The following is a 22,819-nucleotide window of genomic DNA, read 5'->3' on the forward strand; positions in this document are numbered from 1 at the left end:
CACGCCTGCCCGGCGCCCCGCCGCTCGGCGTGGCCTACCGTTCGGCGCGGCGGGCCTCGCGCACACGGCGGAGCCGGTTGACGGTCACCGGGTCGTGGGCGAGGGCACGGGGATCGTCGAGCAGGGCGTTGAGCAGTTGGTAGTAGCGGACGGGCGCGAGCCCGAGCCGCTCCCGTATCTCGCGCTCCTTCGCGCCGGGTCCGGCGGAGCCGCGCCGCTCCAGGGCGAGCACGGCCCGCTCCCGCGTCCCCAGCCCGCGCGGCTCCGGGGGCGGTGAGGGCTGCGTGGGCTCGGCCGACTCGGCGGGCTCCGCCTCCACTGGCTGCCCGGTCCGCGCCGTCCGCTCGGTCTCCTCCATGCGTTCCACAGTAAGACCCGGCACTGACATCGGGACCCGGCACCGGCCTCACCACCACGCGCCGGCTGCCGCACGGCGCGCCCTGCCCGGCCGTGCCCCACCCGGCCGTGTCCTACCCGGCCGTGTCCTCCCGCGTCGCCGCCCGCTGGAGCTGCCCCAGCACCGCCACCGGGCTGCCCTGCCCGGACACCGCCGTCCCGATCCGCTTCTTGAGGTCCGCGCTCACCGACGCCCAGGAGGTCTTGCTCACCGGGTACAGCTCGGCGCCCGGGAGCTGCTCCAGGAAGGGCGCGAGGTCGGCGTCCTTCGGGGAGGACGCCATGTCCGCCGAGGCGGAGGCCGTCACCGGCAGCAGGTCGTACTCGCGGGAGAACGCCAGCACGTTCTTCTCGCTGTAGACGAAGTCGAGGAAGTCCCCGATCTGCTCGCGGTGGCCGTTCTGACGGAAGGCCATCATCCAGTCGGCGACGCCCAGCGACGCCCGGCCCCCGTCGCCGCTTCCGCTCCCGTCGCCGTTCCCGGGCATCGGCACCATGCCGAAGTCCAGGCCCTTGGCGCGGGCCGTCTTCATCAGCGTGGGATGTCCGTCGAGCATGCCGACCTCGCCGCGCGCGAACGCGGCGAACGCGTCCGCGCGGTTCAGCCGGGCCGGCGGGACGGGCCCGGTGAGGCCCTTGCCGACCAGTTCGTCCCTGAGCCAGCCGAACGTGGCGATGTTCTCCACCGAGTCCAGGTCGTAGTTGCCGATGCTGTCGGTGTAGCCGCCCCCGCCGCTGAGCAGCCACTGCAGGGTCTCGGCCTGCGCCTCCTCGGGGCCCAGCGGCAGCGCGTACGGCGTCTTCACTCCGGCGTCCTTCAACGCGCGGGCGTCGGCGGCCAGTTGCTTCCACGTCGTGGGCGGCCGGCTGATCCCGGCCTCGGCGAAGAGCTTCTTGTTGTAGAAGAGCAGCCGGGTGGAGGCGGCGAAGGGCATCCCGTATTGCACCCGGTTCACCTCGCCCGCCCGGCTCAGTTCCGGCACGAAGTCGGCCTGGACGGGGATGGAGAGCAGGTCGGAGGCACGGTAGAGGTCGCCGGCGGCCGCGTGGTCGGCGTACGCGCCGATCTGCGCGAGGTCGGGGGCCTCGCCCCGGTCGACCATCTGCCGCACCTCGCGGTCGACGTCGTTCCACGAGTAGACGCTGACGTCGACCCGCACGCCGGGGTGTTCGCCCTCGTAGGCGGTGACCAGCCGGTTCCAGTACTTCTTGGAGGAGTTGGCCGCGGAGTCCCCGTAGTCGGCCGCCACCAGCTTGAGAGTGACGTCCCCGGAACCGCCCGGTCCCCCACAGCCCGCGAGGGCCGCCGTCATTCCGAGTGCGGTGACCGCCGCGCCCAGTACCCTCGTCCTCCGCGCCCCGCGCCGCCGCACCGACCCACTCCTGTTTCCGCTGGTTGCGTGTGGTCACCGTCTCGTATGACGAAACGGCTCGGCCATAAGGTCTACACCACTCTAGTGGACTAGACCTCTCCGGGTCGGAGCGTCACACTGTTCCACGTGAAACACGTCATCGCCCTTGATGTGGGCGGCACCGGGATGAAGGCCGCCCTGGTAGGGGCGGAAGGCGAGTTGCTCCACCGGGCACGCCGGCCCACCGGCCGCGAACGGGGCCCCGAGGCGGTGACGGCGGCGGTCCTCGACTTCGCCGCCGAGCTGCGCGCCCACGGCCTCTCCGCGTTCGGCGAACCGGCCCTGGCGGCCGGTGTCGCCGTCCCCGGCATCGTCGACGACGCCCGGGGCGTGGCCGCCTACTCGGCCAACCTCGGCTGGCGCGACGTACCCCTGCGCGCCCTGCTGAGCGAGCGGCTCGGCGGTGTCCCCGTCGCCCTCGGCCACGATGTGCGCACCGGCGGCCTCGCCGAGGGCCGCATCGGGGCGGGCCGGGGCGCCGACCGCTTCCTCTTCGTGCCGCTGGGCACCGGCATCGCGGGCGCCATCGGCATCGACGGCCGGGTCGAGGCGGGCGCGCACGGCTTCGCGGGCGAGATCGGCCATGTCGTCGTACGGCCCGGCGGCGTCGACTGCCCGTGCGGGCAGCGCGGTTGCCTGGAGCGGTACGCCTCCGCCTCCGCCGTCGGCCATGCCTGGGCCGCCGCCCTCGGGGACCCGGAGGCGGACGCGGCGGACTGCGCCCGGGCCGTGGCCGCCGGGGACACGCGCGCGCGTGAGGTGTGGCAGGCGGCCGTCGACGCGCTCGCCGACGGCCTCGTCACCGCCCTCACCCTGCTCGATCCGCGCACCCTGATCATCGGCGGCGGGCTCGCCGAGGCCGGGCCCACGCTGTTCGACCCGCTGCACGAGGCGCTGCGCGCCCGGGTCACCTTCCAGAAGCTGCCGGAGGTCGTCCCCGCCGGTCTCGGCGACAACGCCGGATGTCTCGGCGCGGGACTGCTCGCCTGGGACCTGCACGCCGCCGCCGTCCGGCCCCCGGCGGACCCACCGAGCCCCGCGCTCACCGCTTCCGGCATGTCCGCCGCTTCCGCCGCTCCCCCCGTCCGCGACACCACTGACTCCTCGGAGGTAACCACCTGATGGCCCCTAGCAAGGTTCTCGCCGGTGCCCGGACGGTGCTGCCCACCGGGATCGTGGACGACGGCCGCGTGCTCGTCGAGGGCACGCGCATCACCGCCACCGGCGACGCCACCCGCCCGCCGCACAGCCCGACCGGGCCCGCCGGAGCCGGCGCGCCCACCGTCGACCTCACCGGGCACTGGCTGGTCCCCGGCTTCGTCGACCTGCACAACCACGGCGGCGGCGGCGCCTCCTTCACCTCCGGCTCGGCCGAGGACGTCCTGACGGGCATCCGCACCCACCGGGAGCACGGCACCACCACGCTCCTCGCCTCCACCGTCACCGAGGAGACGGACGAACTCGTCCAGCGCGCCGGGCTGCTGTCCGAACTGGCCGAACAGGGCGACCTGGCCGGCATCCACTTCGAAGGCCCCTTCATCTCCCCCTGCCGCAAGGGCGCCCACTCCGCCGCCCTGCTGCGTGACCCCGACCCGGCCGAGGTCCGCAAGCTGGTCGACGCGGCCCGCGGGCAGGCCCGCATGGTCACCCTCGCCACCGAACTCCCCGGCGGCCTGGACTCCGTACGGCTGCTCGCCGAGCAGGGCGTGATCGCCGCGGTCGGGCACACGGACGCCACCTACGAGCAGACCCTCGCCGCCATCGACGCGGGCGCCACCGTGGCCACCCACCTCTTCAACGCGATGCCCACCCTGGGACACCGGGCCCCCGGACCCGTCACCGCGCTCCTGGAGGACGAGCGGGTGACCGTCGAGCTGATCAACGACGGCACCCACCTCCACCCCGCCGCGCTGCGACTCGCCTTCCACCACGCGGGCGCCTCCCGGGTCGCGTTCATCACCGACGCCATGGACGCGGCCGGCTTCGGCGACGGCCGCTATCTGCTCGGCCCACTGGAGGTCGAGGTCAGCGAGGGCGTGGCCCGGCTGGTGGAGGGCGGCTCGATCGCCGGGTCCACGCTCACCCTGGACCGGGCGTTCCAGCGGGCGGTCACGGTCGACGGGCTCCCGGTCGAGGACGTCGTCGCGGCCCTCTCGGCCAATCCCGCCCGCCTGCTCGGCCTGTCCGACCAGGTGGGCTCGCTGGCCCCCGGCACCTATGCCGACCTGGTCGTTCTCGACGAGGACTTCGCGCTGAAGGGCGTGATGCGCCGGGGCGAGTGGGTGATCGATCCCCAACTGGGCTGATTGGTCCCGGTGCTGACGGGCCCTCGGGCCTCGGTGGTGGCCCCGGGGGGCTGGGCCCACCACCGACTCGTTTGGCATGATCGAGCACCGACAACCAGCACCGGTGCGCGCACCGCGGAGACGGCACGCGCGCCGTACGCACACGTACGCGTCACCGCACGATCCGAGGGAGGCCGGTCCGGGTGATCCTCACGGTCACACTGAACACCGCTCTCGACCTCACCTACCGCGTTCCCGCGCTGCGCCCGCACGCCTCGCACCGCGTGGGCGAGGTGACCGAGCGGCCCGGCGGCAAGGGGCTGAACGTGGCCCGGGTGCTCGCCGCGCTCGGCCACCGGGCGACCGTCACCGGCTTCGCGGGCGGCCGCACCGGCGACGCCCTGCGGGAGGCGCTGGACGGGGACCCCGACGTGGTGGACGCGCTGACACCCGTGGCCGGCGCGACCCGCCGGACCATCGCCGTGGTGGACGCCGCCACCGGCGACACCACCCAGCTCAACGAGCCGGGTCCGCTGATCTCCCCCGCCGAGTGGTCCGCCTTCCAGCGCGGGTACGAGGAACTGCTCGGCTCGGCCGCCGCGGTCGCCCTGTGCGGGAGCCTGCCGCCGGGCGTGCCGGTGGGCGCGTACGCGGGCCTGATCCGCACCGCGCGGGCGCACCGGGTGCCGGTGCTCCTCGACACAAGCGGCGAGCCGCTGCGCCGAGGGGTCGCGGCCCGCCCCGACATCGTCAAGCCGAACGCGGAGGAACTGGCCGAGCTCACCGGCTCGCACGAGCCCGGGCAGGCCACCCGGGACGCCCGGCGCCGTGGCGCGCACACCGTGGTCGCCTCACTGGGCGCGAAGGGGCTGCTCGCGGTGAACGCCGAGGGGCGCTGGCGGGCGGTGCCGCCGCGCGGGCTGCGCGGCAATCCGACGGGCGCGGGCGACTCGGCGGTGGCGGGCCTGCTGTCGGCCCTGGTGGAGCGGCTGCCGTGGCCGGAGCGGCTGGCACGTGCCACCGCCCTGTCGGCGGCGACGGTCCTGGCACCGGCGGCGGGCGAGTTCGACCGGGAGGTCTACGAGGACCTGCTCACCCGGGTCACGGTCACCCCGGAGACGACGGCGGCGTGAGCCTTCAGGCCACGTGAGCCCGCCCGCCTCCGCGCGGCGAAGGACGCCGGGCCCGGTCCACTGCCGGCCCTCGCCCTCCGGGCCGCCGCTTCCGGACCGTTGCTCCCGTTTACTTCCAGCCCTCCAGGAGCCAGAGCTGGTCCAGGTTGGCATCGCAGGAATTGCCCTGCTCGCAGGAGATCCTGATGGTGTTCGTGCCCTTGTTGAGCTGGATGTTCGCCCAGGTCGACGTCCAGCCCTTCTCGTAGTCGCCCTCGGGCGCCTTCGCGAAGTTCGACATGTTGATCGGCCGGGACTGCGCCTCACCGTTGAGCGTGAGCGTGGCGTTGGCGTCCTTGCCGGGCACGCCGTAGCCGACGTACAGCGTGTACTTGCCGGACTTGGCGATGCCGTTGACCGTCCAGGTCACGGCCGCGCCCTCGTGGTTGAAGTTCGTGACGTAGGACCCGCCGTCGGCCTTCGCGCCCTTGACGTCGGACGCCGTGGTGGCGCCGCCGTCCAGCTTCAGCGTCTTGGCGTCCGTGGTGGGCAGCTTCCCGGAGTCCCCGGAGCCGTCCTCGCCCGACTTGCTGGGCGTGGGGCTGGAGCTCGCCGTCGGCGTGGTGTCTCCGCCCGCGCTGTCCTTCTTGTCGTCGTCGCCGCCGAGCATCGCGATGCCGATGCCGATCACCACGGCCGCGACCACCGCTATCGCGCCGATCAGCAGGCCTTTGGTGTTCGGGCCCCGGCCGCGCCCGCCGCCGTTGCCGCCCGCCTGCTCGCGCCGCCCGGGCGGCTGCCCGCCGGGGACCGTCTCGGGGGCCGCGTAGTGCGGGTTCGGCTGTCCGGGAGGCCCGTAGGTGCCGTACGCCTGCTGCTGCGGGACCTGGCCGTACGCCGCGGTCTGCCCCGGCGCCCCCGCCGACCCGTACTGACCGGTCTGCTGGGGCTGCTGCGCACCGCCGTACTGCCGCTGACCGACCGCCCGCACCCTGTTGACCGAATTCGGGTAGCCGTAACCACCGCTCGGCGGCTGGGCTCCGTTGGCCTGGCCGTCGGCGTAGAGGTAGCCGAACGGGTCGTCGTCCTCGGGCGTGCTCGCGCCGTTGTTGCCGGGCGTCATCCCTTGGTGCTCCTAGCGGGTGGGGGTGCGGATGCGTGCTGGGCTGAACTGCGAGCGTACCCGCTCCCGGCGGGCCGTATGGGTGTCTTCCTGCTCACCCCGGCCGTGAACTGCGGCTATCCCGCGCGCCTGTGCTGTTTGGGACGGGATCGTTTCTCGACGTACATCCGTTCGTCAGCGGATTTCAACACCTCGTCCGCCGTCATGCCGCAGTGCGCCCAGCCGATGCCGAAGCTGGCGCCGACCCGCACCACCCTGCTGTCGACCCGGATCGGCTGGATGATCTCGTTCCGCAGCCGCACGGCGAGGTCCTGGGCGTCGGCCCGGCCGAGGCCGTCCGCCAGCACCACGAACTCGTCACCGCCGAGCCGCGCGACGGTGTCGCCGTCCCGCACTCCCCGGGTGAGCCGGCCGGCCACCTCGACGAGGACCGCGTCACCGGCGTTGTGCCCGAACCGGTCGTTGATCGTCTTGAAGCCGTCGAGGTCGCAGAACAGGACCGCGAGTCCCTTGGTTCCGTCGTCGGTCCCGTCGGCCGGGGCGACGGTGTGCACATGGTGGTCGAAGCCGTCGTACGGTCCCCGGGCCGCGAGGCTGCCGAAGCCGTGCCCGCCGGTGTCGTACACCGCGGGGTGACCGCCCGGAGGCGTGTCGGTGAGGCCCGGCCCGCCGAAGCCGCCGAACGCCGTGTGCTCGCCGTATTCGCCGAACCCGCCGTACTGCCCGTGGGCCGCGTCCGCCGACTCCGCCGCCTCGGCGGCCACGGCGTGCGGACGCTGGCAGAGACGGGAGGAGAGCCGGGACCGCAGCTCGGCGGAGTTGGGCAGGCCGGTGAGCGAGTCGTGGGAGGCCCGGTGCGCGAGCTGCAGCTCGCGCCGCTTGCGCTCCTCTATGTCCTCGACGTGCGTGAGCAGGAAGCGGGGCCCGTCGGCGGCGTCCGCGACCACGGAGTTGCGCAGCGACACCCAGACGTACGTGCCGTCCCGGCGGCCCAGGCGCAGCTCGGCGCGGCCGCCCTCGGCGGAGGTGCGCAGCAGGGTGCTGATGTCCTCGGGGTGGACCAGGTCGGAGAAGGAGTAGCGGCGCATGGAGGCGGCGGGCCGGCCGAGCAGCCTGCACAGCGCGTCGTTGCAGCGCAGGATGCGCCCGTGCTGGTCGCCGCCCATCTCGGCGATGGCCATGCCGGAGGGGGCGTACTCGAAGGCCTGCCGGAAGGACTCCTCGCTGGCGCGCAGCGCCTGCTGGTCCCGTTCCAGCCGCACCAGCGCGCGCTGCATGTTGGCGCGCAGCCGGGCGTTGCTGATCGCGGTGGCCGCCTGGAAGGCGTACATCTGGAGCGCCTCGCGGCCCCAGGCGCCGGGCCGGCGGCCGTTGCGCGGCCGGTCCACGGAGATCACGCCGATCAGCTCACCGGAGGAGCCGCTCCCGCCCGGCCCGTACAGGGGGGCGAAGAGGCGGTCGGCGGGGTGCCACTCGTCCTCGAAGCGGGGTTCGGGGCCGTCTGCCCGCCACTTGGGCACGTCGTCGTCCTCGAGGAGCCAGCCCTCGGCGGCGGATATGAAACGCAGGTCGCCCCAGGCCTCGCCCATGTTCAGCCGACGGTTCCAGGCGGCCCGGGAGCCGACCCGCCCCGCCAGGATCGACTCGACGGTGGGGTCCCCGGCCAGGGCCGCGACCACGAGGTCGCCGTCGGGGCGCACGAGGTTGACGGCGGCCAGCTCGTACCCGAGGCCGTTGACCACGCCGTCGGCGACCGTCTGCAGCGTGTCCGCCAGGCTGCGGGCGGTGTGTATGTCCGCCATGACCTCGTGGAGCTTCCGCAGAGTCGCAAGACGGACGTACGGTTCCGAGTCGGTCTCCATGCGCCCTCCCCTCGAGATCTCGCGGTAACTCCGTAACCCCAGGGTTGTCTTCGGCGTACGCCCTGCATCCTCACCGCTACTGAATCACAGCGCGCTGCTCACTCGGCACACAGGGTCAACAAATTACGCATCTTGTGACTCAAGTCACAGCAAGAGATGAGCATTTGAGAGGGGTTTCTGCGTTTTCCCGAACGGCCACCCGCGCTTTCCCCTGCTTTCCCGTGATTTCGCCGTGCTTTGACGAAACACAGGGAACACAATGCACCGCCTCGCGAAACCCCGCGAACGCCTGCGAGCATACGACGCCGGGAGCGGGCGCGCGGGCGGTTGCCGATCATCGCGGCGGGGGCACGCGGAACGATCCGTGGGGCGCCTTCCTCGGCACCCCGCAGGACCGGCGACCGATGGCGGCCTCGGCGCTCCTGGTGACCGGCGACCGATGGCGGCCTCGGCGGTTGGACCCGCCGGGGACCGGTCCCGGCCGTCGCCGGTCCGCCGGTCACCGGTTCGCCGGGCGCCGGTCCCGGTCGTCGCCGATCCGCCGGTCCGCCGGTCCGCCGGGCACCGGTTCGCCGGGCACCGATCCCGGCCGTCGCCGGTCCACCGGTCACCGGTCCGCCGGGCACCGGTCCGGGCCGTCGCCGGTCCGCCGGTCCGCCGGTCACCGGTTCGCCGGGCACCGATCCCGGCCGTCGCCGGTCCGCCGGGCGCCGGTCCGCCGGCACCGTTCGGACTGCGGCCCCGGTCCTAGGACCCGTCTGGGCCCCTGGCCCGATGCGCCCTCGCGAACACGGCAACTACCGTCGTGACCGTGCTCGAAACCACGCAGATCCCCACGCAGCCCCTCCCCTCCACCCGGCCTTCCGGCACCGGCCTCCCCGCCGGCGGGCATGCTGAAGGGGTGAGCGATGACGAGTTCCGTGCCGCCATGTCCCGCCTCGCCGCGGGCGTGGTCCTGGTGACCGCGCACGAACCGGCGCTGGACGCCGAGGGACCGCGCGGCGAGGACGTGGGCATGACGGCCACCGCCTTCCTGTCGGTCTCCCTCGACCCGCCGCTGGTCCTGATCAGCCTGCGCGAGGGCTCCCGCATGGACGACCTGCTCGCCGAACAACCGCTGTGGGCGGTCTCCGTGCTCTCCGAGAACCAGCGGCACATCGCCGGGCGGTTCGCGATGAAGGGCCGCATCAGCGACCGGCTGCTGTTCGAGGACATCGACTACGCGCGCGGGACGGTCTCCGGGGCGCCGCTGGTGGGCGGGGCGCTGGCGACCGTGGAGTGCCGCACCGAGCAGCGGGTGCCCTCCGGCGACCACACCCTCGTCATCGGCCGCGTCCTGAGCGCCACCGCGCCCGAATCGGGCGCCGGGCCCCTGACCTATTTCCGGGGCCGCTACCGGCCCCTCGGGTGACGACCGCCCGCCCCCGGGCCCGCCGGCTCCGGCGAAAGGGGACGGCGAGAGGGCACGGCGAAAAGGCCGGGGATTGGTACGGACATGACCGCCCCCGGAGCACGGTCGAGAACGGCGGTCTCTCGCCCCGCACCGGCCGGCGTTGCATTCGCATCCGTTCGCACTCGACGGAATGACGGGCGCTGCGCGCGAATTCACTGCCAGCCGCGGCCGGAACGCCCCCGCTTGGTCTCGGAACGCTGCTTCTTCTCCCGCAACCGTCTTTCGTTGATTCCCCGCGGAATGCGCGTGGGCCGCCGCGGCTTGGGCGGCGGCGCGGTCGCCTCGGCGAGCAGCGCCGCCAGCCGCACGGCCGCCGCCTCGCGATTGCGCCATTGCGAACGGTGCTCGGAGGCGCGCACGCTGAGCACCCCGTCGACCAGTCGCCCGCCCAGCCGCTCCAGTGCGCGCCGCTTCCACACCTCGGGAAGCGCCTCGGTCGCGGCCAGGTCGAACCGCACCTCGACCTGGGTGTCGGTGGTGTTCACGTGCTGCCCACCGGGCCCCGAGGAGCGCGAGAACCGCCACACGAGCTCGGCCTCGGGCAGCGAGACGGAACCACGGACGACATAGGGACCGGACATGCCCTCCATGTTCCCGGTCGGTACCGGCCCACGTCACCAGGTTTTCGCCACTCCCGGCCGGGGAGCACTCCCGGAGGGCATGGCAAGGTAAAAAAGGTAAAGGCCCCGGAACCATCCGGGGCCCGCAGGGCGTTCAAGGGGTTAGCTGTCGCTTCGCCCCTCGAAGCGCCCACACGTACGCACGCGAACGAACCAAGGGAAGGGACTCCCAACAATGGCTGTAAGCCTGTCCAAGGGTGGCAACGTCTCGCTCACCAAGGAGGCTCCGGGCCTGACCGCCGTCACCGTGGGCCTCGGCTGGGACGTCCGCACCACCACGGGCACGGACTTCGACCTGGACGCCTCCGCCATCGCGGTCAACACCCAGGGCAAGGTCTACTCCGACCAGCACTTCGTCTTCTTCAACAACAAGCAGACGCCGGACCAGAGCATCGTCCACACCGGTGACAACCGCACCGGCGAGGGCGCGGGCGACGACGAGTCGATCAACGTCAACCTGGCCGCCCTCCCGGCGGACATCGACAAGATCGTCTTCCCGGTCTCCATCTACGACGCCGAGTCCCGTTCGCAGAACTTCGGGCAGGTCCGCAACGCGTACATCCGCATCATCAACCAGGCCGGCGGCGCCGAGATCGCCCGCTACGACCTGTCGGAGGACGCGGCCACGGAGACGGCCATGGTCTTCGGCGAGCTGTACCGCAACGGCGCGGAGTGGAAGTTCCGCGCGGTCGGCCAGGGCTACGCCTCGGGTCTGACGGGCATCGCCCAGGACTTCGGCGTCAACGTCTGAGTCCCGCCGCAGTCCGGGGCCCCCGACACCGGGGGTTCCGGACCCGGCCGGCGGCGGCCCGCCCCGGCCGCCGTGACACCATCAGCCCCGTGCTCGACATCGGCTACGCCCTCTCCAACCGCTTCCCCGATCCCCCGCAGACGGACTACCGCCGTGCCGACGTCCACGCCCTGCGGCACGATCTGTTCTGCGGCGACGTCTACCTCGCCGACACCCGCGCGGACCGGGAAGTATCCACAGCCTGGGGATGGGTGCCCGTGCTCGACTTCGCCTGGGCCCTGTGCGACATCGTCGAGCAGCTCGACCGCGACCCCCTCGGCAGCCGCTCCGCCCGTCGGCAGCAGGCCGAGATCGACTTCACCGAGTCCACCGACCGCATGCTCTTCGAGCGCCGCTTCGGCTGGGTGGACGTCGAGGCCGACTGGATGCCCGGCGACGAGGACCCCCTCACCTTCTCCTTCACCGAACTGCGCCGCGAGGCCCGGGACTTCCTGCACGACCTGCTCGCCGACCTGACGGACATGCACGAGTCGCTCCGGGACAACCCGGCGATCTGGACGCTGGAGGCCCGCTTCCCCCGCATCGGCTGACGGCCCGTCGGCACTCCCCAGCCATCGGGCCCGCGGACCGACGGCCCCCTGGCCCCCGGTGTTCAGTCCCTCGGTCCCCCTAGCCCCTCGGCCCCCGCTCAGTCCCCCCTGAGGCCTCTCGTCCGGATCATCCCTGCGTCGCGGGGTCCGGCACACGCCTCTGCGGCGTTGTCGTCGGTTGCCAGGGCTCCGCCCTGGCGTCCTCCTCCGCCTTGCGGCCGCACGCACCGGACGCCGCTCGGGTCGGTGCGAAGACGTACCGCGCCTCCCAGCCGGCCTGATCCGAACGAAAGACCCTAGTCGTCAGCCCCCGCCACCTTCACCCCCAGTTCCGCCGCGAGCACCGGCGCCAGTTCCATGAGCTGGGCCGGGCTGATGACCGCCCCCGACAGCCGCTCCACCCCCCGGGCGATGCCCAGCTCGGCCGCCCGGCGCAGGTCGACGTCCTTCATCCGGGCCGCGCCGAAATCCGCCTCCTTCAGCACGCAGTCCACGAACTCGACCCGCTCCAGCCGCGCCCCCGCGAAGTCCGGCTCGACCAGGACACAGCCCTCGAAGACGACGTCCCGGAGCCGGGCGCCCCGCAGATTGAGGTAGTCGATCTTGCCGCCGCGCACCAGGACACGCTCCAGCACCGCCCCGTGCATGCGCGTCCCGCCCAGCCGCGCGTCCACGAGTTCCACGTCCCTCAGGGTGGCGTCGGCCAGGTTCGTCCCGACCCCGCGTATCCCGCTCAGCCGGCTGTCGTACACCCGGGCGTGCGCCAGCCGCGTCTCGTCCAGCGCGCAGCCCGTCAGCGCGCAGTCCATGAAGCGGGAGCCCGTGCCGTCCTGCGCCGCCAGGTCGGTGCCCGGGAACTCCAGCCCGTCGTAGTCCCCCTCCGGCTCCAGCGGCCCGTCCCCGTAGGGCTCGAGCGGGGGCAGCCGCACCCCGGGCCGACGCGCCGCCACGACCACACGCGCCCGCTTCGCCTGTCCCCTCACCTCTCCCCGCCTCCCCTCATTCCGCATGTCCCCGCACCTCCGCCGCCGTCCGTACCGCGCCCACGTCACCCACGTCGATCACGTCCCTCATGCTGCCCCACCCCACTGACAACGCCCTGGCGCGCGGCGCGCGCTCCCCACCACCGGAGATGCGACATGTCCGCATTCGTGATGTTCTGAACCCCATGAGCGCCACCCGAATGGGCGAAGCGACGGAGGCAGACCCTCGCCGCTGGTGGGTCTTGGTGATCATCGCCCTGGCCCAACTGATGGTGGTCCTGGACGCGACGATCGTGAACATCGCCCTGCCCTCCGCGCAGCACGCCCTGCACATGTCCGACGCGAACCGGCAGTGGGTGATCACCGCCTACACCCTGGCCTTCGGCGGTCTGCTGCTGCTCGGCGGGCGGATCGCCGACCTCGCCGGCCGCAAGCGCACCTTCCTCATCGGGCTGATCGGCTTCGCCCTCGCCTCCGGGCTCGGCGGCGCCGCGAACGGCTCCGGCATGCTGTTCGGCGCCCGTGCCCTGCAGGGCGTCTTCGCCGCCGTTCTCGCCCCCTCCGCGCTGAGCCTGCTCACCACCACGTTCACCGACCCCAGGGAACGCGGGAAGGCCTTCGGCATCTACGGCGCCCTGGCCGGCAGCGGCGCGGCGATCGGGTTCATCGTGGGCGGGCTGCTGACCGAGTACCTGAGCTGGCGCTGGTGCCTGTACGTCAACATCCCGATCGCCGCCGTCGCCGTCCTCGGCGGAATCGCCCTGCTCCACGACCGACCAGAACGCGGCGACGCCCGCCTCGACGTGCCCGGCGTCCTGCTGGGCTGCGGCGGCCTCGTCGCCCTCGTCTACGGCTTCAGCGAGGCGCAGCCCCGCGGCTGGACCGACCCCTTCGTGCTCGCCCTGTTCGCGGTGGCCGTCGTGCTGCTCGCCGTGTTCGTGTGGTGGCAGGCCAGGGCCCCCGATCCGTTGCTGCCGCTGCACATCATCCGCGAGCGCAACCGGGCGGGTTGCTTCCTGACCATGGCCCTGGCGGTCATCGGCATGTTCGGCATGTTCCTGTTCATGACCTACTACCTCCAGGTCATCCTCGGTTACTCGCCGGTCCGCGCCGGACTCGCCTTCCTGCCGCTCACCGTCGCGATCATCGTCGGCGCCACCCAGATCTCCGCCCGGCTCCTGAACCACGTGCCGCCTCGCGTCCTGATGGTGCCGGGCATGCTCCTCTCCGCGGCCGCCATGGTGATCCTCACCCGGATGACCGTGAACTCCGGGTACACCGGCGAGATCCTCCCCCCGCTGCTGATGATGGGCCTCGGCATGGGGCTGACGTTCATGCCGGTCTTCGCCACCGCCACCGCCGGGGTCGCCCCCCGCGACGCGGGCGTGACCTCGGCGACCGTCAACACCTCGCAGCAGGTCGGCGGCTCCATCGGCACGGCCCTGCTGAACACGATCGCGACGAGCAGCGCGACCGCGTTCGTCGCCGCGCACCTGACCGATCCCTCCCGCCGGAACCTGGTGATCCGCGAGGGCATCGTGCACGGCTACACGGTCGCCCTGTGGTGGGCGGCGGCCGTGTTCCTGCTGGCCGCCGTGGTCGCCGGGACCATGGTCACCGCCCGGGCACCCAAGCACGGCACACCCGCGCAGACCCCGGTCCCCGAGTCGGTTCGCTGACGAGCCGGCCCGCGAAGGAATCGGCCCGCCGTCGACTCGGCCCGCTGCCGACTCGGTCCGCTGCCGCGAGTCAATTCGTTGTCGCCGTCGAGTCAGTCCTCCGGCCCGGTGCCCGTCCCGCCGAGCGCCGCCAGGGCGCCGTCCGTCAGCCGGTACGTCGTCCACTCGTCCTGCGGGCGGGCGCCCAGGGACTCGTAGAACCCGATCGAGGGGGCGTTCCAGTTCAGCACCGCCCACTCCAGGCGCTCGTAGCCGCGCGCCACGCAGATCCTGGCCAGCTCGGTCAGCAGCGCCCGGCCGTGACCGCCGCCGCGCGCGTGCGGGCGCACGTACAGGTCCTCCAGGTAGATGCCGTGGACTCCGCGCCAGGTGGAGAAGTTCAGGAACCACAGCGCGAACCCGACCGGCTCCCCGTCCGCCTCGGCGACATGCGCGAAGACCGCCGGGCGCTCCCCGAAGAGCGCCTCGCGCAACTGCTCCTCCGTCGCCCGTGCCTGCTCGGGCTCCTTCTCGTAAGCGGCCAGCTCACGGATCATCGCGTGCAGCACGGGGACGTCGTCGGGGGTCGCGGTGCGGATCATGCGGGCAGTGTCACACACGGCGCAGGGGCGGGACGCTGCGGGATCACGGCGCCCCTGTCACCCTGAACGCATGGCTGAGCGCGCGACGACGGCCACGCGCGCGTGGCGCGCGGGCCGGCTGTGGGACCACGTACGAAGCGCCCCCGGCACGTACCTCTGGCTGCTCGCCCTCCTGGGGACCACCCTCGCGCTCCACCGCATGTCCCCCGAGTTCGCACACAAGTTCTTGCTGCACCGGTCCACCAACATCCACGAACTGTCCGAGCACCCCGTACGGGTCCTGGTCTCCAGCGCCCTGTGGACGGACGACGGCCACTGGCTCCCCTATGCCGCCCTCTACGCCCTCTTCCACGCCCGCGCCGAGCACTGGCTCGGCACCGCCCGCTGGCTCACCGTCTGCGCCGCCGCCCACGTACTGGCCACCCTCGCCAGCGAGGGCGCCCTCCGCTGGGCCATACACCTCGGCCGGGCGCCGCACTCCGCCGTCGACACCCTCGACACGGGCGTGAGCTACGCCCTCGCCGGAGTCATGGGCATCCTCACCTACCGCGTCCCACGCCCCTGGCGCCACGCCTACGCCGCCGTCCTGCTCACCGCCCTCACCGTCCCCCTCCTCACCCACCACACGGTCACCGACCTGGGCCACCTCCTCGCCCTCCTGACCGGCCTCGCCTGCCACCCCCTGATCCGCACCCGACCGCATACGCACACAAAAAAGACCCGGATCGACTGACCCGGGCCTGCCCCGTACCGCTGTTTCCTGGAGCCCCCTGTCGGATTCGAACCGACGACCTACGCATTACAAGTTGTCCGATCTTGGTCCGGGGGCGTCCGGCAGCATCCGCCAATCGCGCTCCCTGCCTGTTCAGGTGGGTTGGCGAACCTCAGTGGACGACTGCGGACGGACGTGGAACCGAAGACCGTTGAGACCAGGACTGAGACCACCGCCGTATGAGTCGGCAGATACAAAGACCGCGCACGTGCCATGCCGCCGGCAGGACCAACTCCAGCTCAGGCTCTGTCCGCGCACAGTTGCCCCACGTGCAGGTTCGAGGCACATCATAAGTTGCCGCATGCACTGATCAATCCGAGCTTCAGGCGATAGCATCACCTCTCAACCTGTGCAGCGCGAGGGGGGCTTCGTGACGACAAGACGCGTCAGGACCGTTTACTTCTACGAAGTGGTACGCGCAAAGGACGACTACAACCCACGCATGGACGACGTGCCCTGGCAACGGGCACTGGAAGAGATGTCCGCTAAGCCGTACGAAGAGCGAAGGTTCGTCACACCCGACGGGGATCGCTACATTGGGGAAGCGGTCTTTTTCTCGGACGCGATGCATCTACTCGTGGGGCGGATCGGGTCCGGTGAGATGCAAACCGTAGATCTAAACGATGGCCACATCGAAGATCTGCGACTAGACGGAAACCGCGGATTCGTCGACATCACGACAATCTGCTTCCTGGAACACCGCAACATCATCGGGGTGATGGGAAGCAGTCAGGCTTCTCCGCGCGCCACAGCCATTCAACGATGGATGAACGCCTGCGGATTAGCCGCAGAAGAGATCGCCCTTTGGCCGGTAATCAGCCAGGACGTCTGGACAAAACTGCAAAATGCCAAGGCAGTACATAATTTCGAGTTCACCTTTCGCCCCAACCCGGCCTTCATGCCACCGGATAGCTCGTCTATTTTTGGATTCAAGCAGGCCGGCGACCGCTATCCAGATCACCGCATCACCTGGAAGGTCGAAGTACCCAAGCGGGGGCAAGCCACCTCCCGCGCCCGAGGGCATAGACGTCTCCAGGAAGACGCCATGCATTTCATGTCCGAACTGGGCTACCTAATTGGCCCCAGCGGCATCGAGCGCGCGAGGGCCTTAGTCAGTCTCCCCACCGAGGATGGCCATATCAAGGAAGAGCCGCTTGACTTCCTCAAGCACCATGTGACCGCAAAGAAGCGTGTTGAGGTGAGAAGCAGCGAAGACGCGCGCCCGAGGTACACAGCAGCAGTCGAAGCAATCATGGAAGCCGCCCAAGAGCACATGAACGATCTTCGAGGCGCTGTCAGTGGCTAGGTCTACAGTGACAAGCCTCAGTCCAGGGGGGTAGTCACATGGCATCTTTGGGTGTTCTGGCACGGCGCCTACGCAACCTGTGGGGGGAACGGCCCGGGGTCGACTGGCTCGCGACCGTAGCGTTACTTTTCACCCACCTTGCGTATTGCCACTTCACTAACAGCGATGCCCTCTTTGCGTCACTCAGCACTGACCGCAGGAAGGACTTCTATACAACAGCCGCATCCGCGTCCGCCCTAATTGGCGGGTTTGGCACAGCTGCAATCAGTCAATATGCCACGGCGAGCGGCAGGAGGATGCTTGAGATTCGCCGTCGATTTGGCACCAGCCTGCGAAGTAATTGGAGCAGCATCCTCTCTTCCATGTTGGTAGTCACCGCGATCTGTTTGCTCGCCTTGATCGCTGACACCGGCAAAAAGCCTGGCCTCACAGGCTGGTTAGTCGAGGGAGCATTCCTGTTGGGTGCACTGCGCGCCATCCGCCTGCTTTGGCTTTTCGGTATGCTTATCGACGTAGCAGATCAGGATGTGACAGAGCCGCGTCGGTCCCCAGCTGTCGCGATCCCCCGCACCAGGCGTTCGAATGAAGGGAATCGAAGAAATTCGCCGGACTAATATTGAGGTGCTTGCACATCCACTTCCCGGAGCAGCCGCTTCCCTTCCATTTCACCGACTGGCGCGCGCCCCAACCACAAGCTGGCAAGCGGCGAGCAGCCCGGTCGAAATTGGAGCGCGGGCTTAGATCGTGTCCTACGTGGTGAGGCGGACAAGTCGCTTGTAGCAGCAGAGGGCGGCGGCGAGGCCGAGAAAGGCCAGGTAGTTGCGGGGATCGCGTTCGTAGCGGGGGCTGAGCCGGCGGTAGCCGGACAGCCACGACATGGTGCGCTCGATCACCCAGCGGCGTCGCCCTAATCGCTCGCTGGACTCGATGCCCTTGCGGGCGATGCGCACGCCGATGCGCTTCCCGCGGAGCCATCTGCGCAGATCGGCGTGGTCGTAGGCTTTGTCCGCATGTAGACGCTGGGGCTTGAAGTAGCGGCCGCGGTGGGGGTCGTGTCTCGTTTGGTGACCCTCCACCATCGGCTTCAGCCCTTCGCTGTCGTGGGTGTTGCCGGCCGAGACGCCGACGAGAAGGGGCAGTCCGTTCGCGTCCGACAGGACGTGCATCTTGGAACCCGGCTTGCCCCGGTCCACGGGGCTCGGACCTGTGTGTTCGCCCCTTTTTTAGCCCTCACGTGGGCGGTGTCGAGGACGACGCGGGTGACGTCGAGGAGGCCGGCGTCGTCGAGCCGGTGCAGCACGGCCTCGTGTAGCCGGCCCCAGACACCGGCTCTCGACCAGATGAGGAACCGCCGGTGGGCGGTCGACTTCGATATCCCGAAGCACGGCGGCAGGGCCCGCCAGGCGCAGCCGGACACCAGCACGTAGATGATCGCCGCGAACAACGTCTCATCAGGGATGTCCTGCGTTCCGCCGCCCTGCGGCCGCACCTTCGACGGCGGGATCAGCGGCCTCGCGATCTCCCATAACCCGTCCGGAACAATCCAACTCCACGTACCCCGCCCCATGAACGGGCCAACGAGCCACCGCCACGTAGGACACGGTCTAAGGTAACAGTCAGCTGCGGATCAGATACGGTTTCACTGAACCGCCACTGCGGCTACTGGCTCACAGCACTTGGGAGAACGATGGGAACGTCCACAATTCATGAAGCGTTCAAAGGAAGGTACGAGGATCAATACTGTCTCCTGTTCGTCCGTGGAATCAGTGATGATTCACTCTTTGTCCGCCTTGGCATCGATTCGGTGAAGAGCTCTTTTTGGACCCTCAATGAAGCGCTGCAGCACTATGCCTCTGAGCCGGGCAACAAGGCCTTACGTGTCCTGCATGCGGGCGAGTGGACGGTACTTTTGGAGCTCTACCCCAGCGGTGACCTCTTTGCGCCGGAAGTCGTCTCCGCTTTGTCTGAGGCGGGTGAGGTGGTCGGCGCATGGCATCTTCTCGACAGCACCACAAAAGTGGTGCATGCGGAAGATGGGAGGGTACTGGGGTACTTCGACGACTGGCTTTCCCTTGTCAAAGGTGCGGCACCTGAACGACTGGTTCGTGCGTTGGGGCATGCAGGTGTTCTCGAAGAGGATTTGGACGACGAAGAAACGGACGAAGAACTCTCTGTACCGGTGGCGGTGCTTCTGGCTATTGAAGAAGAATTCGGGTTGCGTGTTTCCCGTGATTCCTTGGACCGTTCATCAGTGACGGTCGAGCTGCCCTGAAGGACACGACAACTCGACCGTCACCGAGGTCAACTCACGACGTTGAGCCAAAAAGGATCACCATCAGCGAGTCGAGCCGCCTTCACGAAATTCCCGTACCCCCCGCCGGCATCCGAGTTCAGGCTACTCGGTATGTGGCCGCGAACGCAGGCTTCCGTTCCCGAGTGAGCGCCGATCGGGATGATGGTGGCCCAGTCGGCGGGCAAGTAGCCCGAACTTCCAGTGTTCACCGCTGTCGTCTGGGCGCAGTTGCGACCGTCGTCGACGCCGTTGAGGGCAGCACTCTCATACGTGCCTGCGAAAGGGAACTCGTCGCAGCTGTCGTCCGGGATGCCGGGATCCGGGACGAACTTCGATGCACCGCATATGGCCGTGCGGTTCTTCCGTTGCTCGGTGCTTTTTTGTAGGCGGTGCAGGGGCTGCCCGGAACCGGGAAGTCCCCAGTGTCGGGCCAAGTTGATCTGAGCCCAGGAAATCATGTCAGCCGATGACCCGTAGAGCAGGCGTGACATGTCGAAAGTCGGCGTGTGCCCCGGGATGATGCAGCCCGCCGAGTTAGTTATGGCTATGCTGTCGTCGCAGCGTATGTCTACTCCTCCCCAGTTGGCAGACGTCAGGATGGTGGAGTTCGGCTGCGATACGCTCAGGGAGTAGCTCTGGTCCAGATAGTCGTAGACGGTAGTGGGTACATCCGACAGGCTGTAGGTGCTTTTCAAAGTCTGTCCGACTGTGATAGGGGTTCCCATCGGCCAGGGCTCGACAGTGGGTGAAGAGCACGTTCCGGCACACTGGGTGGTCCAGTTCACTCGCAGCCCCTGCGCGAGGTTTGTGGCCTCCAGTAGGGCAACTTGATCAGTTTCTGTCCACGTCAGGCTCGTGACTGAAAGGTCAATCTCCTGGGCCACCGCAAACACTGCGGTGCCGACAATCTTGCCATCGTCCCACAGCGTGTAATCAAGGGCAGGGGCGATGAGGCACTGACTCGTTCGGTTCGCATACCACTTACCGTCTTCTCGACCCTTGCAGGCATTGGTCGGGATGCCGGCAGTAATGGTGGAGCGCGCGGTGTCTGTTTTCTCAGGTGACATCGAGAAGCAGCCAAAAGCCCCTTTTTTTTCGTTCTCGCGGAGCTTCATAACATCATTTTTGATGTCGTCGCACGACGCGGAATCGACGACACTCGGTACACCTCTGAGCGGCGTCAACTCGGCATCCTCATGCCTTTGCGTCGAGGTGCCTGAAGTTGGATTGGGTAGGCTCGGCGCCGCGAAAGAAGTGTTTGTTGTGCTGAATAGTAAGGCGAGCGAGAGCAGGGCGGCGTACGCTAACTTACGCATATGGTTCCTCTCGGGGTTACCTGTCCAATCGATGCCTGAGCGCGAGGCGGATGCGGGCCTCTTCGGCATGTGTGCTCAACCTGTGCATGATGCAAACGCCGAGGGTGAAAACGTTATGGCGAGTCACGTTGACCACTCGCCAGTCATCACTTTCGTCCTGTATCGCGGCCCTACTGGCCTTAGTGAGCGTTTGGTTCGCTGGTGTCCGTTTGGTTCGGGGTTAGGTGTCGCGCCAGTTGGTGGTGCTTTCCTGGGTGACTCGGCGGCTCATGAGGTCGATGGCGGCGATGCGGATCATGGCGGCTGATCGGTGTGGGTGGGTTTCGTAGTCGCGGGCCAGGCGGCGGTGGTGCATGAGCCAGCCGAGGGTTCGTTCGATGACCCAGCGGCGCGGTTGGACGGTGAAGGTGTGGCTGCCGGGGGTGCGGTGGACGACTTCGAGGTCGATGCCGCGGGTGGCGGCGTGTTCGACGGCGGCGTTCTTGTATCCGGAGTCGGCCCAGGCTTTGGTGACGCGGGGGTGGCGGGCGGCGATCTGGTCCAGGAGGTGGGTGTCGGCGGTGGAGTCGTGGACGGCCGCGGAGGTAACCAGGACAGTGAGGAGTAGGCCGAGGGTGTCGGTGACGATGTGTCGTTTGCGGCCGGCGATCTTCTTGGCGGCGTCGTAGCCCTGGTCGGCGAGGTGGACGTTGGCGGAGGTCTTGACCGACTGCGAGTCGAGTACGCAGGCGCTGGGGTGGGCGTCGCGCCCCTCGCGTTCTCGGACGAGCCGGCGGAGGAGGCCGGTGAGCTGGTCGAAGATGCCGTCGGTCTCCCATTTGGCGAAGTATCCGTAGACGGTCTGGTGAGGTGGGAAGTCGTGCGGGAGGTAGCGCCAGGGGATGCCGGTGCGGTCGACGTAGAGGATCGCGTCCATGAGGTCGCGCAGGTCGTGGGTGGGGCGGCGGATGCCGGCTCGGGCGTCCCGCCAGGCTTGGAGGGTGGGGCGGATGAGTTCCCATCGCGCGTCGGACAGGTCGCTGGGGTAGCGGCGCCTGGGCTGCATACTGCCGGAGTACGGGACCGTGGCAAGCGTAGGGAGAGTGCGCGGGTCGCCGATGGAAGCATCGGGGCAAGCCGGGGCACTGCTAAATGAGGCGGTGCATTACTGGGCGAAAACATGCGCCGTTCAGACTCCCCAACTGGGCCATTGAGGGCTTATCCCCGTATACGGGGTCGTCGTACAGCAACCACGCCGGGGCGCAATCTGCCAAGAACTACCGCGAAAGCGAACCATACGCTCACTTAGCCTTGGTTTCGTCCGTTGCCCAACAACTCCGGGAGACACTGTGGCGGGTTTGTCTGTTCTTCCTCCGGCCATCGCGCGCGCCTACGTCCGGCACGTTCCCGGTTCCGTAGGCAAGTCGCGCGTCGTCGGCGCCTACCTCAACGATGCCTTGCGAGAGGCGCCTCGGCGTCGACGGTGCCGTACTCGCTTCGGGGCGCGCTTCAACGTCGATACGCAGGACCTCATCCAGCGGTACATCTACATGTTCGGCGTGTGGGAGCCGAATCTCACGGGGTGGCTGAGCAGTCGTCTCAAGCCCGGGGACGTGTTCGTAGACGTGGGGGCGAACGTTGGGTACTACTCCGTGCTCGGGGCGCGGCTGGTCGGACCGAGCGGCGGGGTTGTCGCGGTTGAGGCGTCACCGCCCTTTGCGGAGCTGCTGCGGGAGAACCTGCGGCTGAACGGCGCGGGGAACGTACGCGTGGTCAATCAGGCCGTGTCTGACCGCGAGGAGACGGTCAGTCTCGTGCTTGCCAGTTCCGCCAACATGGGGGCGAACAGCATCGTCCCGTACGAGGGCCCGATTGAGGCCCGGTACGAGGTGCCCGCCTCTCCGTTGCATCAGTTGCTGTCCGACGACGAGGTTCAGCGTGCCCGCGTCATCAAGATCGACGTGGAAGGCGCGGAGGGGAAGGCCGTGCGGGGTCTCGCTCCCCTGCTGGGCCGGCTCCGGCCCGATGCTGAGATCACCGTGGAAGTCACGCCGTCCCGGATGGCAGAGCTGGGGGACTCGGCCGCTGAGTTGCTGGGCACCTTCGCATCCGCCGGCTTCCACCCGTATCGTCTCGCGAACGACTACTCGCCGGCCTCCTACCCGGCCGCGATACACGCGCCGCTGTCCCCGCTGCCGCGCCTGGAGGGCGACGTGACCGGGGAATCAGATCTCGTCTTCTCCCGGGTGGATGCCGACCGCCTGCCCTGAGATCATGTCCGCGGTCGCGGACACAGGGGGAGCCGG

21 protein-coding genes and 1 tRNA gene are annotated in these 22,819 nt (G+C 69.5%); 11 read left to right on the forward strand and 11 right to left on the reverse strand.

All coding sequences use genetic code 11. From position 1 onward, the window contains the following. Positions 1–34: 34 nt before the first annotated feature. Both OHB09_RS14605 and OHB09_RS14610 read right to left on the reverse strand, forming a co-directional pair. A complete protein-coding gene (locus tag OHB09_RS14605; RefSeq protein ID WP_381019194.1) occupies positions 35–358 on the reverse strand; it encodes a DUF3263 domain-containing protein in 324 nt (107 codons plus the stop codon). 112 nt (positions 359–470) lie between these two features. Next, complete coding sequence (locus tag OHB09_RS14610) at positions 471–1,709, reverse strand: extracellular solute-binding protein (RefSeq protein ID WP_234525623.1); 1,239 nt, start codon at positions 1,707–1,709, stop codon at positions 471–473. Positions 1,710–1,934: 225 nt separating this feature from the next. On the opposite strand from OHB09_RS14610, the gene OHB09_RS14615 reads away from it, so the two are divergent. From OHB09_RS14615 to OHB09_RS14625, 3 genes are all read left to right on the forward strand, one after another. Beyond that, on the forward strand, positions 1,935–2,930 hold the full coding sequence (locus OHB09_RS14615) for an ROK family protein (protein ID WP_407077362.1): 996 nt from the start codon (positions 1,935–1,937) through the stop codon (positions 2,928–2,930). Beyond that, entirely contained in the window at positions 2,930–4,114 is a 1,185-nt protein-coding gene (nagA, locus tag OHB09_RS14620; RefSeq protein ID WP_006144088.1) for an N-acetylglucosamine-6-phosphate deacetylase, read from the forward strand. Before OHB09_RS14615 ends, nagA begins: the two co-directional genes overlap by 1 nt. A 182-nt stretch (positions 4,115–4,296) precedes the next feature. After that, positions 4,297–5,226, forward strand: a complete 930-nt coding sequence (locus tag OHB09_RS14625) for a 1-phosphofructokinase family hexose kinase (protein WP_093595549.1) — start codon at positions 4,297–4,299, stop codon at positions 5,224–5,226. Positions 5,227–5,335: 109 nt separating this feature from the next. On the opposite strand, the gene OHB09_RS14630 is transcribed toward OHB09_RS14625, so the two are convergent. Further along, a complete protein-coding gene (locus OHB09_RS14630) occupies positions 5,336–6,328 on the reverse strand; it encodes a CBM35 domain-containing protein (RefSeq protein WP_093595552.1) in 993 nt (330 codons plus the stop codon). A gap of 116 nt (positions 6,329–6,444) precedes the next feature. Further along, positions 6,445–8,190, reverse strand: a complete 1,746-nt coding sequence (gene cdgB / locus OHB09_RS14635; protein ID WP_093595555.1) for a diguanylate cyclase CdgB — start codon at positions 8,188–8,190, stop codon at positions 6,445–6,447. 928 nt (positions 8,191–9,118) lie between these two features. Between cdgB and OHB09_RS14640 the strand changes: the two genes are divergently transcribed. Then, positions 9,119–9,601, forward strand: coding sequence for a flavin reductase family protein (locus OHB09_RS14640; RefSeq protein ID WP_086011036.1), 483 nt, complete (start codon positions 9,119–9,121; stop codon positions 9,599–9,601). A 194-nt stretch (positions 9,602–9,795) separates the two neighbouring features. Here OHB09_RS14640 and arfB read toward each other — a convergent pair whose 3' ends face one another. Next, positions 9,796–10,233 (reverse strand): alternative ribosome rescue aminoacyl-tRNA hydrolase ArfB, encoded by a 438-nt coding sequence (gene arfB, locus OHB09_RS14645; protein ID WP_040897076.1) that lies wholly within the window; start codon positions 10,231–10,233, stop codon positions 9,796–9,798. A 205-nt stretch (positions 10,234–10,438) separates the two neighbouring features. Between arfB and OHB09_RS14650 the strand changes: the two genes are divergently transcribed. Then, entirely contained in the window at positions 10,439–11,014 is a 576-nt protein-coding gene (locus OHB09_RS14650) for a TerD family protein (RefSeq protein ID WP_006144097.1), read from the forward strand. Between the two features lie 89 nt (positions 11,015–11,103). Beyond that, complete coding sequence (locus OHB09_RS14655) at positions 11,104–11,604, forward strand: hypothetical protein (protein WP_006144098.1); 501 nt, start codon at positions 11,104–11,106, stop codon at positions 11,602–11,604. A 296-nt stretch (positions 11,605–11,900) separates the two neighbouring features. Here OHB09_RS14655 and OHB09_RS14660 read toward each other — a convergent pair whose 3' ends face one another. Continuing rightward, the gene (locus OHB09_RS14660; protein WP_050811356.1) at positions 11,901–12,614 is read right to left on the reverse strand and encodes a pentapeptide repeat-containing protein; all 714 of its coding nucleotides are present in this window, start codon (positions 12,612–12,614) and stop codon (positions 11,901–11,903) included. Positions 12,615–12,772: 158 nt separating this feature from the next. On the opposite strand from OHB09_RS14660, the gene OHB09_RS14665 reads away from it, so the two are divergent. Continuing rightward, positions 12,773–14,266, forward strand: a complete 1,494-nt coding sequence (locus OHB09_RS14665) for an MFS transporter (protein WP_093595558.1) — start codon at positions 12,773–12,775, stop codon at positions 14,264–14,266. Between the two features lie 92 nt (positions 14,267–14,358). On the opposite strand, the gene OHB09_RS14670 is transcribed toward OHB09_RS14665, so the two are convergent. Next, positions 14,359–14,847 carry a GNAT family N-acetyltransferase gene (locus OHB09_RS14670; protein WP_328922085.1) on the reverse strand — a complete coding sequence of 163 codons (489 nt, stop codon included), beginning with the start codon at positions 14,845–14,847 and terminating at the stop codon, positions 14,359–14,361. A gap of 70 nt (positions 14,848–14,917) precedes the next feature. On the opposite strand from OHB09_RS14670, the gene OHB09_RS14675 reads away from it, so the two are divergent. After that, positions 14,918–15,580 (forward strand): rhomboid-like protein, encoded by a 663-nt coding sequence (locus OHB09_RS14675; protein ID WP_328922086.1) that lies wholly within the window; start codon positions 14,918–14,920, stop codon positions 15,578–15,580. Positions 15,581–15,608: 28 nt separating this feature from the next. Here OHB09_RS14675 and OHB09_RS14680 read toward each other — a convergent pair. Further along, a tRNA-Thr gene (locus OHB09_RS14680) sits at positions 15,609–15,676 on the reverse strand. 385 nt (positions 15,677–16,061) lie between these two features. Between OHB09_RS14680 and OHB09_RS14685 the strand changes: the two genes are divergently transcribed. After that, positions 16,062–16,925 (forward strand): hypothetical protein, encoded by an 864-nt coding sequence (locus OHB09_RS14685; RefSeq protein ID WP_191854834.1) that lies wholly within the window; start codon positions 16,062–16,064, stop codon positions 16,923–16,925. Positions 16,926–17,674: 749 nt separating this feature from the next. Here OHB09_RS14685 and OHB09_RS14690 read toward each other — a convergent pair. Further along, a protein-coding gene (locus tag OHB09_RS14690) for an IS5 family transposase (protein WP_086010925.1) occupies positions 17,675–18,492 on the reverse strand; the annotation gives its coding sequence in 2 pieces (ribosomal slippage) (positions 17,675–18,144 and positions 18,144–18,492; 819 coding nt in all). A 120-nt stretch (positions 18,493–18,612) separates the two neighbouring features. Here OHB09_RS14690 and OHB09_RS14695 point away from each other — a divergent pair. Further along, positions 18,613–19,197: a DUF6461 domain-containing protein gene (locus OHB09_RS14695; protein ID WP_139062962.1), complete on the forward strand. Its 585-nt coding sequence runs from the start codon at positions 18,613–18,615 to the stop codon at positions 19,195–19,197. Between the two features lie 29 nt (positions 19,198–19,226). Here the strand turns inward: OHB09_RS14695 and OHB09_RS14700 are convergent, their stop codons facing one another. Together OHB09_RS14700 and OHB09_RS14705 are read right to left on the reverse strand one after the other, a co-directional pair. After that, positions 19,227–20,534 (reverse strand): hypothetical protein, encoded by a 1,308-nt coding sequence (locus OHB09_RS14700; protein WP_245766035.1) that lies wholly within the window; start codon positions 20,532–20,534, stop codon positions 19,227–19,229. 220 nt (positions 20,535–20,754) lie between these two features. Next, positions 20,755–21,579, reverse strand: a complete 825-nt coding sequence (locus OHB09_RS14705) for an IS5 family transposase (RefSeq protein ID WP_006139034.1) — start codon at positions 21,577–21,579, stop codon at positions 20,755–20,757. Positions 21,580–21,862: 283 nt separating this feature from the next. Here OHB09_RS14705 and OHB09_RS14710 point away from each other — a divergent pair, with 283 nt between their 5' ends. Beyond that, positions 21,863–22,783 (forward strand): FkbM family methyltransferase, encoded by a 921-nt coding sequence (locus tag OHB09_RS14710; protein WP_006139035.1) that lies wholly within the window; start codon positions 21,863–21,865, stop codon positions 22,781–22,783. Positions 22,784–22,819: the final 36 nt, after the last annotated feature.

Origin of the sequence: Streptomyces griseoaurantiacus (assembly GCF_036189845.1) — a bacterium.
Classification (GTDB): Bacteria; Actinomycetota; Actinomycetes; order Streptomycetales; family Streptomycetaceae; genus Streptomyces; species Streptomyces griseoaurantiacus.

Excerpts from the sequence above, each read along its gene's own strand:
- OHB09_RS14605 (WP_381019194.1), bottom strand. The coding sequence starts at position 358 with ATGGAGGAGACCGAGCGGACGGCGCGGACCGGGCAGCCAGTGGAGGCG.
- OHB09_RS14670 (WP_328922085.1), bottom strand. The coding sequence starts at position 14,847 with ATGATCCGCACCGCGACCCCCGACGACGTCCCCGTGCTGCACGCGATG.
- OHB09_RS14615 (WP_407077362.1), top strand. The coding sequence starts at position 1,935 with ATGAAGGCCGCCCTGGTAGGGGCGGAAGGCGAGTTGCTCCACCGGGCA.
- OHB09_RS14640 (WP_086011036.1), top strand. The coding sequence starts at position 9,119 with ATGTCCCGCCTCGCCGCGGGCGTGGTCCTGGTGACCGCGCACGAACCG.
- OHB09_RS14705 (WP_006139034.1), bottom strand. The coding sequence starts at position 21,579 with ATGCAGCCCAGGCGCCGCTACCCCAGCGACCTGTCCGACGCGCGATGG.
- OHB09_RS14695 (WP_139062962.1), top strand. The coding sequence starts at position 18,613 with ATGGGAACGTCCACAATTCATGAAGCGTTCAAAGGAAGGTACGAGGAT.
- arfB (WP_040897076.1), bottom strand. The coding sequence starts at position 10,233 with ATGGAGGGCATGTCCGGTCCCTATGTCGTCCGTGGTTCCGTCTCGCTG.
- OHB09_RS14700 (WP_245766035.1), bottom strand. The coding sequence starts at position 20,534 with ATGCGTAAGTTAGCGTACGCCGCCCTGCTCTCGCTCGCCTTACTATTC.
- OHB09_RS14610 (WP_234525623.1), bottom strand. The coding sequence starts at position 1,709 with ATGACGGCGGCCCTCGCGGGCTGTGGGGGACCGGGCGGTTCCGGGGAC.
- OHB09_RS14675 (WP_328922086.1), top strand. The coding sequence starts at position 14,918 with ATGGCTGAGCGCGCGACGACGGCCACGCGCGCGTGGCGCGCGGGCCGG.
- OHB09_RS14650 (WP_006144097.1), top strand. The coding sequence starts at position 10,439 with ATGGCTGTAAGCCTGTCCAAGGGTGGCAACGTCTCGCTCACCAAGGAG.
- OHB09_RS14665 (WP_093595558.1), top strand. The coding sequence starts at position 12,773 with ATGAGCGCCACCCGAATGGGCGAAGCGACGGAGGCAGACCCTCGCCGC.
- OHB09_RS14685 (WP_191854834.1), top strand. The coding sequence starts at position 16,062 with ATGGACGACGTGCCCTGGCAACGGGCACTGGAAGAGATGTCCGCTAAG.
- OHB09_RS14630 (WP_093595552.1), bottom strand. The coding sequence starts at position 6,328 with ATGACGCCCGGCAACAACGGCGCGAGCACGCCCGAGGACGACGACCCG.
- OHB09_RS14660 (WP_050811356.1), bottom strand. The coding sequence starts at position 12,614 with ATGCGGAATGAGGGGAGGCGGGGAGAGGTGAGGGGACAGGCGAAGCGG.
- nagA (WP_006144088.1), top strand. The coding sequence starts at position 2,930 with ATGGCCCCTAGCAAGGTTCTCGCCGGTGCCCGGACGGTGCTGCCCACC.
- cdgB (WP_093595555.1), bottom strand. The coding sequence starts at position 8,190 with ATGGAGACCGACTCGGAACCGTACGTCCGTCTTGCGACTCTGCGGAAG.